General features: G+C 59.4%; 19 protein-coding genes. 15 read left to right on the top strand and 4 right to left on the bottom strand.

All coding sequences use genetic code 11. From position 1 onward, the window contains the following. The first annotated feature begins 13 nt into the window (after window positions 1-13). The 8 genes from ACR0IK_RS01075 to aqpZ all read left to right on the top strand — a co-directional run bounded on the left by ACR0IK_RS01075 (window position 14) and on the right by aqpZ (window position 6,679). The gene (locus ACR0IK_RS01075) at window positions 14-475 is read left to right on the top strand and encodes a peroxiredoxin (RefSeq protein ID WP_480640171.1); all 462 of its coding nucleotides are present in this window, start codon (window positions 14-16) and stop codon (window positions 473-475) included. 85 nt (window positions 476-560) lie between these two features. Next, window positions 561-1,376, top strand: a complete 816-nt coding sequence (locus ACR0IK_RS01070) for a ferritin-like domain-containing protein (RefSeq protein WP_480640769.1) — start codon at window positions 561-563, stop codon at window positions 1,374-1,376. A gap of 179 nt (window positions 1,377-1,555) precedes the next feature. Beyond that, entirely contained in the window at window positions 1,556-2,881 is a 1,326-nt protein-coding gene (locus ACR0IK_RS01065) for a DUF5930 domain-containing protein (protein WP_480640169.1), read from the top strand. A 67-nt stretch (window positions 2,882-2,948) separates the two neighbouring features. Continuing rightward, window positions 2,949-3,653: an integrase arm-type DNA-binding domain-containing protein gene (locus ACR0IK_RS01060; protein ID WP_480640167.1), complete on the top strand. Its 705-nt coding sequence runs from the start codon at window positions 2,949-2,951 to the stop codon at window positions 3,651-3,653. 240 nt (window positions 3,654-3,893) lie between these two features. Further along, entirely contained in the window at window positions 3,894-4,379 is a 486-nt protein-coding gene (locus ACR0IK_RS01055) for an HNH endonuclease (protein WP_480640165.1), read from the top strand. An 82-nt stretch (window positions 4,380-4,461) separates the two neighbouring features. Further along, window positions 4,462-4,962, top strand: coding sequence for a bactofilin family protein (locus tag ACR0IK_RS01050; RefSeq protein ID WP_475209009.1), 501 nt, complete (start codon window positions 4,462-4,464; stop codon window positions 4,960-4,962). 97 nt (window positions 4,963-5,059) lie between these two features. Continuing rightward, window positions 5,060-5,869 (top strand): M90 family metallopeptidase, encoded by an 810-nt coding sequence (locus ACR0IK_RS01045; RefSeq protein ID WP_480640163.1) that lies wholly within the window; start codon window positions 5,060-5,062, stop codon window positions 5,867-5,869. A gap of 123 nt (window positions 5,870-5,992) precedes the next feature. Then, window positions 5,993-6,679, top strand: coding sequence for an aquaporin Z (gene aqpZ / locus ACR0IK_RS01040; RefSeq protein ID WP_480640161.1), 687 nt, complete (start codon window positions 5,993-5,995; stop codon window positions 6,677-6,679). A gap of 41 nt (window positions 6,680-6,720) precedes the next feature. Here the strand turns inward: aqpZ and ACR0IK_RS01035 are convergent, their stop codons facing one another. Together ACR0IK_RS01035 and ACR0IK_RS01030 are read right to left on the bottom strand one after the other, a co-directional pair. Further along, window positions 6,721-7,269: a peptidylprolyl isomerase gene (locus tag ACR0IK_RS01035; protein ID WP_480593463.1), complete on the bottom strand. Its 549-nt coding sequence runs from the start codon at window positions 7,267-7,269 to the stop codon at window positions 6,721-6,723. Continuing rightward, on the bottom strand, window positions 7,262-7,768 hold the full coding sequence (locus tag ACR0IK_RS01030) for a peptidylprolyl isomerase (protein WP_480593461.1): 507 nt from the start codon (window positions 7,766-7,768) through the stop codon (window positions 7,262-7,264). Before ACR0IK_RS01030 ends, ACR0IK_RS01035 begins: the two co-directional genes overlap by 8 nt. Window positions 7,769-7,903: 135 nt before the next feature. On the opposite strand from ACR0IK_RS01030, the gene ACR0IK_RS01025 reads away from it, so the two are divergent. The 6 genes from ACR0IK_RS01025 (at window position 7,904) to ACR0IK_RS01000 (ending at window position 13,809) form a co-directional block, all read left to right on the top strand. Then, window positions 7,904-9,094: a phosphoglycerate kinase gene (locus ACR0IK_RS01025; RefSeq protein WP_480640768.1), complete on the top strand. Its 1,191-nt coding sequence runs from the start codon at window positions 7,904-7,906 to the stop codon at window positions 9,092-9,094. A gap of 69 nt (window positions 9,095-9,163) precedes the next feature. Further along, the gene (locus ACR0IK_RS01020) at window positions 9,164-9,508 is read left to right on the top strand and encodes a lysozyme inhibitor LprI family protein (RefSeq protein WP_480640158.1); all 345 of its coding nucleotides are present in this window, start codon (window positions 9,164-9,166) and stop codon (window positions 9,506-9,508) included. Window positions 9,509-9,637: 129 nt separating this feature from the next. Further along, entirely contained in the window at window positions 9,638-9,937 is a 300-nt protein-coding gene (locus ACR0IK_RS01015) for an FtsB family cell division protein (RefSeq protein WP_480593459.1), read from the top strand. Window positions 9,938-10,114: 177 nt separating this feature from the next. Further along, window positions 10,115-11,104 carry a pyruvate dehydrogenase (acetyl-transferring) E1 component subunit alpha gene (gene pdhA / locus ACR0IK_RS01010; protein WP_480593457.1) on the top strand — a complete coding sequence of 330 codons (990 nt, stop codon included), beginning with the start codon at window positions 10,115-10,117 and terminating at the stop codon, window positions 11,102-11,104. 15 nt (window positions 11,105-11,119) lie between these two features. Then, window positions 11,120-12,490 carry a pyruvate dehydrogenase complex E1 component subunit beta gene (locus ACR0IK_RS01005; protein WP_480640156.1) on the top strand — a complete coding sequence of 457 codons (1,371 nt, stop codon included), beginning with the start codon at window positions 11,120-11,122 and terminating at the stop codon, window positions 12,488-12,490. A 14-nt stretch (window positions 12,491-12,504) separates the two neighbouring features. Continuing rightward, window positions 12,505-13,809 carry a pyruvate dehydrogenase complex dihydrolipoamide acetyltransferase gene (locus ACR0IK_RS01000; RefSeq protein WP_480640154.1) on the top strand — a complete coding sequence of 435 codons (1,305 nt, stop codon included), beginning with the start codon at window positions 12,505-12,507 and terminating at the stop codon, window positions 13,807-13,809. A 63-nt stretch (window positions 13,810-13,872) separates the two neighbouring features. Here the strand turns inward: ACR0IK_RS01000 and cysE are convergent, their stop codons facing one another. Then, complete coding sequence (cysE, locus tag ACR0IK_RS00995; protein ID WP_480593451.1) at window positions 13,873-14,682, bottom strand: serine O-acetyltransferase; 810 nt, start codon at window positions 14,680-14,682, stop codon at window positions 13,873-13,875. Window positions 14,683-14,766: 84 nt separating this feature from the next. Here cysE and ACR0IK_RS00990 point away from each other — a divergent pair, with 84 nt between their 5' ends. Further along, window positions 14,767-15,105, top strand: a complete 339-nt coding sequence (locus ACR0IK_RS00990; protein WP_480593449.1) for a TraR/DksA family transcriptional regulator — start codon at window positions 14,767-14,769, stop codon at window positions 15,103-15,105. Here ACR0IK_RS00990 and ACR0IK_RS00985 read toward each other — a convergent pair. Continuing rightward, window positions 15,086-15,382, bottom strand: a complete 297-nt coding sequence (locus ACR0IK_RS00985) for a DUF7742 family protein (protein WP_480593447.1) — start codon at window positions 15,380-15,382, stop codon at window positions 15,086-15,088. The two genes, ACR0IK_RS00990 and ACR0IK_RS00985, sit on opposite strands and share 20 nt — an antisense overlap.

Below are 15,382 nucleotides of genomic sequence, written 5' to 3'. Positions count from 1 at the left end.
AGCGGAGTTTCCAATGCCCGACGTTTCAGACATCGCCCCTGATTTCACTTTGCCCCGCGACGGAGGCGGCGAGGTCACCTTGTCGGCCCTGCGCGGTGGCACAGTGGTTCTGTTCTTCTATCCCCGTGATGATACGCCGGGCTGCACCAAGGAATCCATCGGTTTCTCGGAACAACTTCAAGCCTTTGCCGATGCCGGTGCTCACGTTTTCGGCATCTCGCGCGACAGCGTCGCAAAGCACGACAAATTCGTCGCCAAGCACAACCTGACCACACCGCTTTTGTCGGATGAGAGCTCCTCGACGTGCGAGGATTATGGCGTTTGGGTGGAAAAGAACATGTACGGGCGAAAGTCGATGGGGATCGAGCGTTCGACCTTCCTCATCGACGCCGAGGGCAAGATCGCCCGTGTCTGGCGCAAGGTCAAAGTACCCGGCCACGTGGACGAGGTGCTGGAGGCCGTGCGCGCCCTGTGACCCCTCTCGACCACGGTCGCCATCCGGTCTAAGACCCGCACACCTGACCAAGCGGAGAGACCCGGTGTCGAAAACACTGACCCAGATGGCGACCGAAGTTCTGACCACGGCGGACGGGCGGGAAAAAACCGCCCTGTCCAAACGCCATGCGGCGGCGTGGTTCGCCTCGCGTAAGGAGGGCGTGCCCGCGATTGCGATCGGTACCGCGACACCTCCGCTGCAACCAGCGCGACCGGGCAGGCCGGAACTGCTGTCTCCGCGCGAGGTTCCGAAACGCAAGCCCGGAACCGAGGCGGGACGCATCGCCCTGCTGCACGCGGTCGCGCATATCGAACTGAACGCGGTGGACCTGCATTGGGACATCATCGCCCGCTTTGGTCATGTACCAATGCCGATTGGATTCTATGACGACTGGGTCAAATGCGCCGAGGAAGAATCGCGCCATTTCGAGATGATCTGCGATTGTCTGGAAGGCATGAGCAGCCACTATGGCGCCCTGCCCGCCCATGCCGGCATGTGGCGCGCAGCCGAGGACACCGCCGAAGACCTGATGGGTCGACTGGCCGTAGTGCCCATGGTGCTTGAGGCGCGCGGGCTGGACGTCACCCCCGGCATGATCGACATCTTCCGCAAGGCAAAGGACGAGAGGGCCATCGCGGCGTTGGAAGTCATCTATGCCGAAGAAGTGGGCCATGTTGCCTATGGCTCGAAATGGTTCCATTTCTTGTGCGGGCGTCAAAATGCCGACCCAAAGGACGTGTTTCACAAATTGGTGCGGTGCTACTTCCACGGGGCGCTGAAACCCCCGTTCAACGAGGAGAAACGCGCCGAGGCCGGGCTGCCGCCCGACTTCTATTGGCCGCTGACTGAAGACCTGCCACCAGCCGGTGCCGCGCAATAGGCCTGCTCAAGTTGACGTCATCGGCAATTTCCCGCCGAGAATTGGCGGGAATTACCTGCTTTGTTGTGTGAACTAGTTAACAAACTTGCCCAACGCACAAGTGCCCTCTATGCAGTTCGCCCAAGGGACGGACATCACTCACAACCGGTCCCGATCTTGGGGATGAGAGGTGAAGACGCGTGCGAACTCGTCTGGCAATCAAACTACACTCACTGCTCGAGCGGCAATTCCCGGAACGCCGGGTTTTCCTGAAATCTGACAACGACACGCGGTTCATCCGGCTCAGCTCGGAAACTCAGATCGCAGCCGTCGCCGGTGTGGCGGTGATCGTCGGCTGGACAGCGGTCGCCACGGCGATCCTGCTTATGGACAGCATCGGATCGGGCAACTTCCGCGAACAGGCCAAGCGGGATCAGGCGACTTATCAGGAACGCCTGAACATCCTGTCCGTCGAACGCGACGCGCGCGCTCAAGAAGCACTGGCCGCGCAGGATCGGTTCAACGCTGCGCTGAAACAAATTTCGGCAATGCAGTCTGAGCTGCTGGCCTCGGAAAACCGTCGTCGCGAGCTTGAGACCGGGATCGAAGTGATCCAGACCACTTTACGCGCTACGATGAAACAGCGCGAAGAAGCCCGTACCGAACTGGCCAGCGTCCAGGTCGAGGCAGATGACGGCGACATGTACGTGACCGCCGTGGCCACCCCCGAACAGATGACATTCATGACCGCGGCACTGGCCCGCACCGCGCAAGAGCGCGACCAGATCGCGGCCGATGCCAAGGACGCGCTGCACCAGCGCGATGAACTTGAGCTGGAAATCCAGCTGATGCAGGAACGCAGCGACGAGATATTCCGCCAGCTGGAAGAGGCGATGGTGATCTCGGTCGAACCACTGGACAAGATGTTCCGTCAGGCCGGTATGCCTACCGACCGTATCATTGAAGAGGTCCGCCGCGGTTACAGCGGTATGGGCGGACCCCTGACCCCTATCTCTTTCAGCACGCGCGGCGAGGACCTGACCCCCGACGAGATTCGCGCAAATGTTTTGCTGCAACAGATGGATCAGTTGAACCTGTACCGCCTTGCCGCCGAGAAAGCGCCGTTCGCCAATCCGGTGAAGTCCGTGGTGCGGTTTACCAGCGGATTCGGCAGCCGCCGGGATCCTAAAACCGGCGGGCGGCGCATGCATAATGGTGTCGATTTCGCCGGCGCTCAGGGCACGGATATCTTTGCCACCGCAGATGGTGTCGTCACACATGCTGGCTGGCAATCCGGTTTCGGGCGGCTGGTCAAGATCCGTCACGCCTTCGGGATTGAGACACTTTATGCCCATAACACCAAGATCCGCGTCAAGGTTGGTCAAAGGGTCTCGCGCGGGGATCATATTGCTGATATGGGTAGCACCGGACGGTCTACCGGCACGCATCTGCACTATGAGGTGCGCGTAAACGGAAAACCTGTAAACCCAATGACTTACATCAAGGCTGCGAGAAATGTTTTCTAAGAGCCGTAGTATCTGATTTATAAGGACTTTTCAGGCTGATCTCCTAAGTTATTGGGAGTAAAGCCGAATGTCATTGAAGCACAAGTTCACTGTCTCGTTTGTGAAGACAGCCAAAATCCCCGCCAAAGGCGAGGTAACTTACACAGCGACAGACCAGCCGGGGCTAACTTTGAGGGTGCTCGCCTCCGGTCAGCGCACCTTCTACGCTCGTATCTGGGATAGCCGCACACAACGCACCAAGCGCATCAAGATCGGGGATGCTTCCCTTGTCACTCTGGCCCACGCAAAACGGACTGTGAGCGCCCTGAGGACCGACGTCGAGACCGGACGACACACTGTCACCCAGAGGATATTCCTCCTATCAGACGCCTTCTCTGCGTACTGTGCGACCCTGCGCGCCAAGAACGTGTCGAGGGGCTATGAGTACCAGAATGATCGGGCATGGGCGCAAGTGCCGAAGGAGATGCGAGCTACCCCGCTGGACGAGATCACGCACTCGGAACTCTCTTCCCTGATCCAAACTCTATACCAGAAGCAACCCGGCACCGCTTACAGCCTGAGACGCCTCCTGCGAGGCTGCTGGCGCACTGCCCTGCGCGACCGCATGTGCATCTATGATCCTACCGCCGACTTACCTAAGACCAAGATCGAACCCAGACGAGAAGTGCTGTCCGACGCAGACCTACAAACGATCCTCTCCACCGTCCGCTCTGATGCTGCTGAGTTCCCCGAGCGCTCTGCGTGCTTCCTCCTGCTCGCGGCCACAGGCTAGAGGACGAACGAGGTCCGCACCCTTGAGTGGCGTGACGTGCATCCTGACCGCATTGTATTCCCCGGCCACAGACGCAAGCAGGGAACCGAGCACACAGTCTACCGCAGTCCATTGGCCGATGAGGCGCTATCTCATTTGCCCAGAGGTATCGGGGCAACGAAGCTGTTCCCTGTCGGCGGTCGGGGCTGGATGGCCTCCTATGCTGCTCGGCTCACTGAAAGGACGGGCATACCGTTTCACATGCACTTATTGCGCAAGACGCTCATCAGCCAGATGCTACGGGATGGAGTGCCTGTGCATATCGTGGCGGGCAAGCGCATGGGAACCCGCGCTGCTGCCGGGACCGAGGCATTCACCACAGAGATGAACACTGGCTATCTAGGCAGTCGCATCGGCGGCAAGTTGTATCTGGCGCATCGCGTCATCTGGGCGCTGACCTATGGTGAGTGGCCACAGAACCATATCGACCACATCGACCTCAATCGGCAGAACAACGCGATTGAGAACCTGCGTGACGTAACGCAAGCAGAGAACAACCAGAACAAGTCGATCTACAAGAACGGCAAGCTGGGCATCCCCGGCGTCTGCCAGCGGGACAACGGCACGTTCAAGGCACAGATAAATATCAAGGATCAGCGCGTCTATGTTGGCACGTTCGGAACCTTGGTCGAAGCTATCGCTGCGCGAACTGCCGCTGAGACTGTCAAGGAACTCATGGCTGCTTGACCGGACCACAGACACAGGGCATACACAGGGTTGAGAGATCGGCCCTGAAAGCCCTTACTATTAAGTCAAAAGGCTGCGAGAAATGTTTTCTAAGAGCAAAATCAACGAGCCCGGATCCAATGCACCCGAGGCGGCGAAACCTGCCGCTCCGGCCACACCGGCGACCCCTGCACCGGCAGAAAACAAGGCCAGCACCGCGCCCAAGCCCAAGCCTCCGGCGTCGGTACTGTCCTCGGACCTGCACATCACTGGTAACCTGAAAACCACCGGCGACATTCAGGTCGAAGGCACAGTCGAAGGCGACATCCGCGCGCATCTGCTGACCATCGGTGAAACCGCCACCATCAAGGGCGAAGTCACCGCTGATGATGTCGTGATCAACGGCCGCATCGTGGGCCGGGTGCGTGGTCTGAAAGTCCGCCTGACTTCGACCGCGCGTGTCGAAGGCGACATCATCCACAAGACCATCGCCATCGAAAGCGGCGCCCATTTCGAAGGTTCGGTGCAGCGGCAGGACGACCCGCTGAACCCGGGCCGCAGCGCCAAGGCTGGCGCCAACCCGGCGGCCGAGGTCAAGCAGTAACGCTGATCCGACAACCGAATGATCAAACGCCGCAGGTCATCCTGCGGCGTTTTTCTTTTGCTCTTGCCGCCGGGACCGGTCGGTATAGGGTTCTGACATGCTGATCTTTTTCTCGATCCTCCTGCTGATCGCGGTTTTTTTCCTGTACCGCCACTGGTCCAAGTCGCAGGCGCGACAAGAGTTGCTGGCCACCCCCCTGACCGACCACCAGCGCAGAGTGATCGAACAACAGGTGCCATTGATCCGCCGCTTGCCCCCTGATCTGCGGGCCAATCTGGACGGCAAGGTGAACCTGTTTCTAGATCAGGTCCAATTCCACGGGTGCGACGGGCTGGACGTCACCGAAGAGATGGAACTGGCCATCGCCGCGCAGGCCAGCCTGCTGCTGGTGAACAGCGACCTTTGGTATGATCACCTGACGACGATCCTGATCTATCCAAGCGCCTTTAAGTCCCGCCAACGCAGGCAGGACGGCTATGTTGTCAGCGAGAAGGAAATCGTGCGCACCGGCGAAAGCTGGGATCGTGGGCCGGTAATCCTGTCGTGGTCGCACAGCCGGAAAGGCGCCGCAAACGACCATGACGGGCAAAATGTTGTCCTGCACGAGTTTGCGCACCAGATCGACGACCTTTCCGGCGGTACTAACGGCGTTCCGATCCTCAGCAACGGGCAGAGCTTTGCCGAGTGGGAGCGCGTCTTTCTAACCGCATACGACGCCCATGTGCGCGCCGTGGAACACGGCCAGCACACTGTTATTGATCCCTATGGCGCGGTGGGTCACGAAGAGTTTTTTGCAGTCTCGGTCGAGGTGTTCTTCGAACAGCCACGGCAATTGAAAGCCGCCGTACCTGAGGTATACGAACAATTGTCGAAACTGTTCCGGCTGGACCCGGTCAGTTGGGGATAGCCGCCCGGCCAACATCGCCAGTTCATTTCTGAACAGCCGGTTTGAAATTTCCCCGTGCCCTGACGTTTCACAAAATGCGATTTTTAAATTAACCTTAAATCAGTGTTTTCAGGAGGGATTTTCATGTCATCAAAACTCATGGCCGAGTTTTTCGGCACATTCTGGCTGGTGCTGGGCGGGTGCGGCAGCGCCGTATTGGCGGCAGGAGTCGCGGATGTGGGCATCGGCTGGCTGGGCGTTTCCTTTGCCTTCGGCCTGACGGTTCTGACCATGGCTTATGCGGTCGGGCATATCTCGGGCGGGCATTTCAACCCGGCCGTCAGTCTTGGCCTGATGATGGGCGGTAGGTTTCCTGCCAGGGACTTGATCCCCTATTGGATCGCGCAGGTGATCGGCGCGATTGCCGCCGCGGCTGTCCTGTATCTGATCGTCAGCGGTGCTCCGGGATTCGAGGGTGTCGGCGGATTTGCCTCGAACGGGTATGGCGAAGCATCGCCCGAGGGCTATTCATTGATGTCCGCATTGGTGATCGAGATCGTGATGACCGCATTCTTCATCATCGTCATTCTTGGCGCGACATCCAACTTTGCGCCCGACGGCTTCGCCCCGATCGCCAGTGGTCTGTGCCTGACGCTGATCCACCTGATCTCGATCCCGGTGACAAACACGTCGGTCAACCCGGCGCGGTCCACCGGTGTGGCCCTGTTTGCGGATGCGCCGGCCCTTGGTCAGCTTTGGCTGTTTTGGGTCGCCCCACTGATCGGCGCCGCCATCGGAGCGCTGATCTGGCAGGCGATGGGCGACGACTGATCCTGAAAAAGCCCCGACGCTAAGCGTCGGGGCTTTTTAACTTATTCGGTGACGGTGACTTTTTTCATCATGTCGGGCTGACCGATCACAGCACCGTTGGGGCCATCGCCCCGCTTGATAGCATCGACCACGTCCATGCCCTCGGTCACCTGACCAACAACCGTGTACTGGCCGTTCAGGAATGGGCCCGGTTCGAACATGATGAAGAACTGCGAATTCGCGCTGTCGGGGTCCTGTGCACGGGCCATGCCCACGACACCACGGTCATAGTTGTAATCCGAGAACTCGGCAGGCAGATCAGGGCGATCCGACCCGCCGGTACCGGCACGGCGCATATCGCCGCCAATACGACCGAATTCAACGTCACCGGTCTGAGCCATGAAGCCGTCAATCACGCGGTGAAACACCACGCCATCATATTTGCCTTCAGCGGCCAAAGCACTGATCTGTTCGACATGTTGGGGAGCCAGGTCTTCGAATAGGTCGACGTTGACGATGCCATTGGCGCCCTCACCTTCGATCTCGATCTGAAGCCCGGTGGCCAACACAGGGCTGGCCAAAAGGGTGAAAGCTGCGGCCAGTTTATACATCCGAAGCCACCTTGACGCTGATCATGCGATCCGGGTTCGCAGGCGGCTCACCACGTACGATTGCGTCCACATGCTCCATGCCGTCAATGACGCGGCCGTAAACGGTATACTGACCATTCAGGAAGTGGTTGTCCTTGAAGTTGATGAAGAACTGCGAGTTGGCCGAGTCCGGGTTCTGCGACCGCGCCGCGCCCAGCGTGCCACGGTCATGCGGCAGTTTCGAAAACTCAGCCGGAACGTTCGGCAGCGACGAGCCACCGGTGCCCGCCATACGCAGGTTGAACCCGTCTTCCATATCGCCGTGCTGCACGTCGCCGGTCTGCGCCATGAAACCGTCGATCACACGGTGGAAGGCCACGTTGTCATACTCACCACCGCGCGCCAGTTCTTTCATTCGTGCGCTGTGCTGCGGTGCCACGTCCGGCAGCAGCTCGATGACGACATTGCCGCCCTTCAGTTCGATTATGATAGTGTTTTCGGGATCCTTGATCTCGGCCATGAGGCCCTCCTGTCGTTTGGTCTTGCGCAAATACCTATTCGCCACGCGCATGAATGCCAAGTGACGCATTGACCTGAGGGCAAAATGCAGGAAAAGAACCGCCTAAATCTGTTTCACATTTCCGAGGATTGCACGATGGGCTGGAAAACTCTCGACGACATGGACCTGAACGGCAAACGCGTGCTGGTGCGCGTCGATATCAACGTGCCCGTGGTGGACGGGGTCGTGACCGATGCAACCCGTATTCAGCGCATTGTGCCGACCGTCCGCGATATTCTGGCGGCCGGAGGTAAGCCCATCTTGCTGGCACATTTCGGGCGTCCGGGTGGTGAGCGCCGCGAGAACCTGTCGCTGAAGCAACTTATTCCCACGCTTCAGGATGCCTTTGGCACCACAGTTCTGTTCGCGGCCGATTGTGTCGGCACCGAGGCCGAACTGGCCGCTGAAGCACTGCAACCCGGTCAGGTTCTGCTGCTTGAAAACACACGCTTCCACGCAGCCGAAACCAGGAATGACACCGATTTGGCTGCGGGCATGGCCAAGCTGGGAGAGGTCTATTGCAACGATGCGTTCTCGGCCGCCCACCGCGCGCACAGCTCGACCGAGGCCATCGCGCGCCTGCTGCCCTCGTGCGCTGGCCGCCTGATGCAAGCCGAGTTGGAGGCACTGGAAGGTGCTCTGGGCGCACCCAAGCGTCCTGTAACCGCCGTGGTCGGTGGTGCGAAGGTTTCGACCAAGCTGGAACTGCTGGGCAATCTGATCACCAAGGTGGACTATCTGGTGATCGGCGGTGGCATGGCAAACACGTTCCTTGTCGCTCAGGGCCTGAACGTGGGCAAATCGCTAGCCGAAACAGCGATGAAAGACACTGCGGCCGAAATCCTGGGCAAAGCCGAAAGCGCGGGCTGCACCATCGTTCTGCCCACGGACATCGTTGTTGCGGAAAAGTTCGAGGCCAACGCCCCGCATCAGATCCTGCCCGCCGATCAATGCACCGATGACGGCATGATCCTGGACGCAGGCCCCCAAAGCGTTGCAGCCATCAACGAGATTTTCGCCAAAAGCCAGACCCTGATCTGGAATGGCCCGCTGGGCGCGTTTGAAATCGAACCCTTTGACGCCGCCACCAATGCCGCAGCACTGAAAGCCGCCGCGCTGACCCGCTCGGGCCAGTTGGTGTCAGTCGCGGGTGGTGGTGACACTGTCGCCGCGCTGAACGCCTCGGGTGCGGCCAAGGACTTTTCGTATATCTCGACCGCCGGTGGCGCATTCCTTGAATGGATGGAAGGCAAAACCCTGCCCGGCGTCGCAGCTCTGGAAGGTTAAGCCTCGCGCAAATTGGCCGGTTGTCGGAACACGTGGTAATCTCTCCGCTTACCGGTGGAGAGTATTGCCATGAGAGTTTTTGCGTGCCTGATCGTTGCCCTGTATCCCCTGCCCGCTGTTGCCCAATCCAGTTGCGGCGGGCAGACCCAGCTGGACGCAAATTTCTGCGCTAAGGAGAAATGGGAAATCGCCGACCGCGAGCTCAACCGGATCTGGAAAGAAGTCAAGCCGAGGGCGGACGCACGCGGAGACGGTCAGGCCCTGCTGAATGAACAGCGCGCTTGGCTGCAAACCCGCGATGCCACCTGCGAGCCCGAGTTGAAAAGCGACGGCAGTGCAGCGCCATTGTTCTACTGGGCGTGCATGGAAGAGCAGACCCTGACACGCAATCAAGTCCTTGAGGCATTGCGCTGACAAAGGCTGTCCAACATTTCCAAAAAAGTAGGAGCCAAGGGATTCACAACCCGAATCACCTGTGACATAGTGTGATCAGATGCTCGCAAAGGGCACATTATTGAGGCAATTCATACGGCGGTAAACAGAGTGTCCCGTTCCCATCGGCCCGGTTTGGGCGCAGTCGTTTTCTTCATGGTGGCATTTATGCTGGGTGTGTATTTCACCTTTGCCGCCGTGCAGGGCGACTATGGCCTGTTCCGACGGGTCGAGATTGCCGCGGAACGGGACGCCCTGTCACGCGACCTGGCCACACTCAAGGCCGAGATCGCCGAAATGGAAAACCTGACCCGTCGACTTTCGGACTCCTATCTGGATCTCGACCTACTGGATCAGCAGGCACGCTCGGTTCTAGGCATGATCCGCTCGGACGAGATTGTCATTCGCTGATCCGGATCAGGTTTTTCGACAAGAAATCTCGGCCCGACAGCATCTTACACAACAAGTATTTGGCCTGTTTCCGCAGGATCGGACGCTGCGTCACATTTACCCTCGCCAGAAAGCCGCAAATGCTTTATGAGATAGTTTAACGCTAAACTATCTGTCCGGAAGGGGGAGATCGCCACGATGGCTGCGCGAAAAACCACAAAGAAACCAAATGTTTCTGCGGAAGAGCTTAAAACCTACTACCGCGAAATGCTTCTGATCCGCCGATTCGAGGAAAAGGCCGGTCAGCTTTATGGCATGGGTCTGATCGGTGGATTCTGCCACCTCTACATCGGGCAGGAAGCCGTTGTTGTCGGCCTCGAGGCCGCGGCCAAGGAAGGCGACAAGCGTATCACTTCGTATCGCGATCACGGACACATGCTGGCCTGCGGGATGGAGCCGGGCGGCGTGATGGCCGAATTGACCGGGCGCATCGGGGGGCTGTCCAAGGGTAAGGGCGGCTCGATGCACATGTTCTCGAAAGAGAAGCATTTCTACGGCGGCCACGGCATCGTTGGCGCGCAGGTTCCGCTGGGCGCCGGTCTGGCTTTTGCCGACAAGTACAAGGAAAACGGCGGTGTGACCTTCACATATTTCGGTGACGGCGCGGCGAACCAGGGTCAGGTCTACGAGACCTTCAACATGGCCGCCCTCTGGGATCTGCCGGTGGTCTTCGTGATCGAGAACAACCAATACGCGATGGGCACCGCTCAGGCGCGTTCGACCTCGACCAAGGACATCTACCATCGCGGCGAGGCCTTCGGCATCCCCGGCGAGATCGTCAACGGCATGGATGTTCTGGCAGTCAAGGAAGCCGGCGAGAAAGCCGTCGCCCACTGCCGCGCGGGCAAAGGCCCTTATATCCTGGAGATCAAGACCTACCGCTACCGCGGCCACTCGATGTCCGACCCGGCCAAGTACCGCACCCGCGAGGAGGTTCAGAAGGTTCGCGAACAAAGCGACCCGATCGAACACGTGCGCGAGTTGTTGCTGACCGGCAAACACGCCACTGAAGATGACCTGAAGGCGATCGACAAGGAAATCAAAGAGGTCGTCAATCAGGCCGCTGAATTCTCGAAAGAAAGCCCCGAGCCTTCGGTTGAAGAGCTTTGGACTGACATTTACGCCTGAGAGGACGAATAAGACATGGCAACCGAAATTCTCATGCCCGCCCTTTCACCCACGATGGAAGAAGGCACACTGGCCAAGTGGCTGGTAAAAGAAGGCGACACCGTATCCTCGGGCGATATCCTGGCCGAGATCGAAACCGACAAGGCAACGATGGAATTCGAAGCGGTCGATGAAGGTATCGTCGGCAAGATCCTGATCGTCGAGGGCACCGAAGGGGTCAAGGTCAACACCCCCATCGCGGTGATGGTCGAAGACGGCGAAGACGCCTCCGCTCTGCCTGCAGCTGCCCCCGCAACCGCTGCGGTGGCCGAGGCTGCCCCGGCGGCGGTTGAGGCCCCTGCTCCTGCAGCAACTCCCGCTGCTCCGGTCGTGGACCTATCGCCCGATTGGCCCTCAGATTCCGAAATGAAATCCGAAACCGTCCGCGAAGCTCTACGCGACGCGATGGCCGAAGAAATGCGTGGCGACGAAGATGTCTACCTGATGGGTGAAGAAGTCGCCGAATATCAGGGCGCCTACAAAATCTCACAAGGCCTGCTGGACGAGTTTGGCCCTAAAAGGGTGATCGACACCCCGATCACCGAGCACGGTTTTGCCGGCATCGCGGTTGGCTCGGCCTTTGGTGGCCTGAAACCGATTGTCGAGTTCATGACCTTCAACTTCGCCATGCAGGCGATTGACCACATCATCAACTCCGCCGCCAAGACGCTTTATATGTCCGGCGGTCAGATGGGCTGCCCCATCGTGTTCCGTGGTCCCAACGGTGCTGCGGCCCGCGTGGCGGCACAGCACAGCCAGGACTACGCGGCTTGGTACATGCAAATCCCCGGCCTGAAAGTTGTGATGCCCTATTCGGCCGCCGACGCCAAAGGTCTGTTGAAATCGGCGATCCGCGACCCCAACCCGGTGATCTTCCTGGAAAATGAAATCCTCTATGGCCGCTCATTCGACGTGCCGCAGGTGGACGACCTGACCATCCCGCTGGGCAAGGCCCGCATATGGCGTGAAGGCTCGGACGTGACCATCGTCAGCTTCGGCATCGGTATGCAATACGCTCTGGAAGCCGCCGACAAGCTGGCCGAGGAAGGCATCAGCGCCGAGGTGATCGACCTGCGCACCATCCGCCCGATGGACACCGGCGCGATCATCAACTCGGTGATGAAAACCAACCGTCTGGTGACCGTCGAAGAGGGCTGGCCGCAAGGCTCGGTCGGCAGCTACATCTCGTCCGTCGTGATGCAAGAGGCGTTCGATTACCTCGACGCGCCGGTCATTAACTGCACCGGCAAGGATGTTCCGATGCCCTACGCCGCGAACCTCGAAAAGCTGGCGCTGATCACCACCGAAGAGGTGATCGCCGCCGTCAAACAAGTGACCTACCGGTAAGGAGCGACAGACAGATGCCCACCGAAATTCTGATGCCCGCCCTTTCACCGACCATGGAGGAAGGCACGCTGGCCAAATGGCTGGTCAAGGAAGGCGACACTGTCTCCTCCGGAGACCTGCTGGCCGAGATTGAAACCGACAAGGCCACGATGGAGTTTGAGGCCGTCGACGAAGGCACCATCGGCAAGATCCTGATCCCCGAAGGATCGGAAGGGGTCAAGGTCAACACCGCCATTGCGGTTCTGCTGGAAGATGGAGAAAGCGCCGATGATATCGCGGCTGCACCTGCCTCAGCTCCCGCGGCTGCCCCCGCAGCCGCTGCGGGCAACGAGGTTGTCGCGCCAGCGGCGTCCGAGGCGCCCGCCCCTGCCCCGGCAGCTCCGGTCAAGGCAGATGGTGGTCGGATCTTTGCCTCGCCTCTGGCCCGTCGGATCGCAGCGCAAAAAGGCCTCGACCTGTCGCAGATAACCGGCACAGGTCCGCATGGCCGCATTGTCAAAGCGGATGTTGAAGGCGCGACTGCGACTGCACCGGCAGCAGCACCTGCCTCGGCGGCTGCAGCACCTGCACCCGCAGCCGCTCCGTCGGGTCCATCAGCGGACGCGGTGGCCAAGATGTATGAAGGTCGGGAATTCGAGGAAATCAAGCTCGACGGTATGCGCAAGACCATTGCCGCGCGCCTCAGCGAAGCCAAGCAGACCATCCCGCATTTCTACCTGCGCCGCGACATCAAGTTGGACGCGCTGCTGAAATTCCGCAGCCAGTTGAACAAGCAACTGGAAGGCCGTGGAGTGAAGCTGAGCGTCAACGACTTCATCATCAAGGCCGTCGCCAACGCGCTGCAACAGGTCCCAGCCTGCAACGCGGTTTGGGCTGGGGATCGCGTTCTGCAACTGAAGCCGTCGGATGTGGCGGTCGCCGTAGCGATCGAAGGCGGTCTGTTCACACCAGTCCTGCAGGATGCCGACACAAAATCCCTGTCCGCACTGTCGACCGAGATGAAAGACCTCGCCTCCCGCGCCCGCGAGCGCAAGCTGGCACCGCACGAATATCAGGGCGGCACGTTTGCGATCTCGAACCTCGGCATGTTTGGCATCGACAATTTCGACGCCATCGTGAACCCGCCCCATGCCGGTATTCTGGCCGTGGGTTCCGGTGTCAAAAAGCCGGTTGTTGGCGATGACGGAGAGCTGACCGTGGCCACCGTCATGTCGGTTACCATGTCGGTCGATCACCGAGTGATTGACGGTGCGCTTGGTGCAGAGCTGCTGCAGGCCATCGTCGACAATCTGGAAAACCCGATGGTCATGCTGGCCTGATCCATCGCTAACAAAAAAGCCGCCTCAGCCCCGAGGCGGCTTTTTTCGTTCATTAGTACCGGTTTACTTGTCTTTGCCCAGCATGTGATCCATCGAGATCGACGGCTGATCGCACCCGGCTTCGCCCACGATCTTGGCCGGTATACCGGCAACTGTCGTGCAGGCGGGCACCTCTTGCAGAACTACTGAACCGGCAGCAATGCGGCTGCAATGGCCGACCTCGATATTGCCCAGAACCTTGGCCCCGGCCCCGATCAGAACACCGTCGCCGATCGTGGGGTGGCGCTGCTCTTCTTCCTTGCCGGTTCCGCCCAGCGTAACCGAATGCAGCATCGAGACGTTATCGCCTACCACGGCCGTTTCGCCGATCACGATAGAGTGGGCATGGTCGATCATGATGCCCTTGCCGATACGAGCAGCGGGATGAATGTCGATCCCGAAAATCTCGGACGAGCGCATCTGGAAGAAATACGCCAGATCATGGCGGCCTTTGGTCCACAGCCAATGTGCCACACGATAGGCCTGCATCGCCTGATACCCTTTGAAGTATAGGATTGGCTGCAGCAAACGGTGGCATGCCGGGTCGCGCTCATAGACAGCCATCAGGTCCGCGCGCGCGGCCTCAATCAGCGACAGGTCATCTGCATAGGCTTCGTCCACGATTTCGCGCAGTACCATCATCGACATTTCGTTCGAGCACAGCTTGGCCGACACCCGATAGGACAGGGCCCGCTCGAGGCTGCGGTGGTGCAGGATACAGGCGTGTACCAGACCGCCCATCAACGGCTCATTCTCGACGGCTGCCTGAGCTTCGGTCGTGATACGGGTCCAGACCGGATCAACCGGTCTCACGTGACTGCGCTTTTCCAACATGGTTTTTGATCCTTTGCTGCGCCTAGAATGCCATTTAGTGGTAAAAACACCAAACGCAAACCCGTGATCTGCAGGGTAACGAAAATGAATGACACTGAATTGGCAGGCTTTACGGCAAGGATAAAGGCGCGATTGGCCGAGATTGCAGATCACTCGGCAACGGAAAAAGACGCGCAGGCCATTGTTGAACTGGACCAGCAGGCCGTCGGGCGCCTCAGCAGAATGGACGCGCTGCAGAATCAGGCGATGGCCAAGGCGCAGCAGGCCAATCGGGATATCGAAACGTGGCGTTTGCAGGCCGCGCTGATCCGCATTCAAGAAGGGGATTTTGGGTATTGCGAGGATTGCGGCGACGAGATTCCCAAAGGCCGGCTGAACCTCGATCTCGCCGCGACCAAGTGCGTCAGCTGTGCGTCCGGCTAATCTGAAACCGGATCAGATGGTGCAGAACCGTCTCAAAACACTGACAATATTGCAGGTCGTCAAAACCCGGCTCATCCGCCAACCGCCTGTTGCGCGCCGCTGCCATCAACGAGCCATTGCCGAACAATGGATGAAGCCGCCCGGTCTGGCCGACATGTTTGTCGGCCAGTTCCGCTTCGTGGATCATGCGGGTGCAGAGACGATCTCGGTCCAGCGGCGGCGTGGCCAGCAGGACACGCGCTGCGGCGCTGACATCTCCGTGCAAGACAGGGCGCAT

This window comes from Ruegeria sp. BF7, from assembly GCF_056538605.1.
Note: the sequence above shows the minus strand (reverse complement) of the source record. Positions and strands in the feature narration are given on the sequence as shown.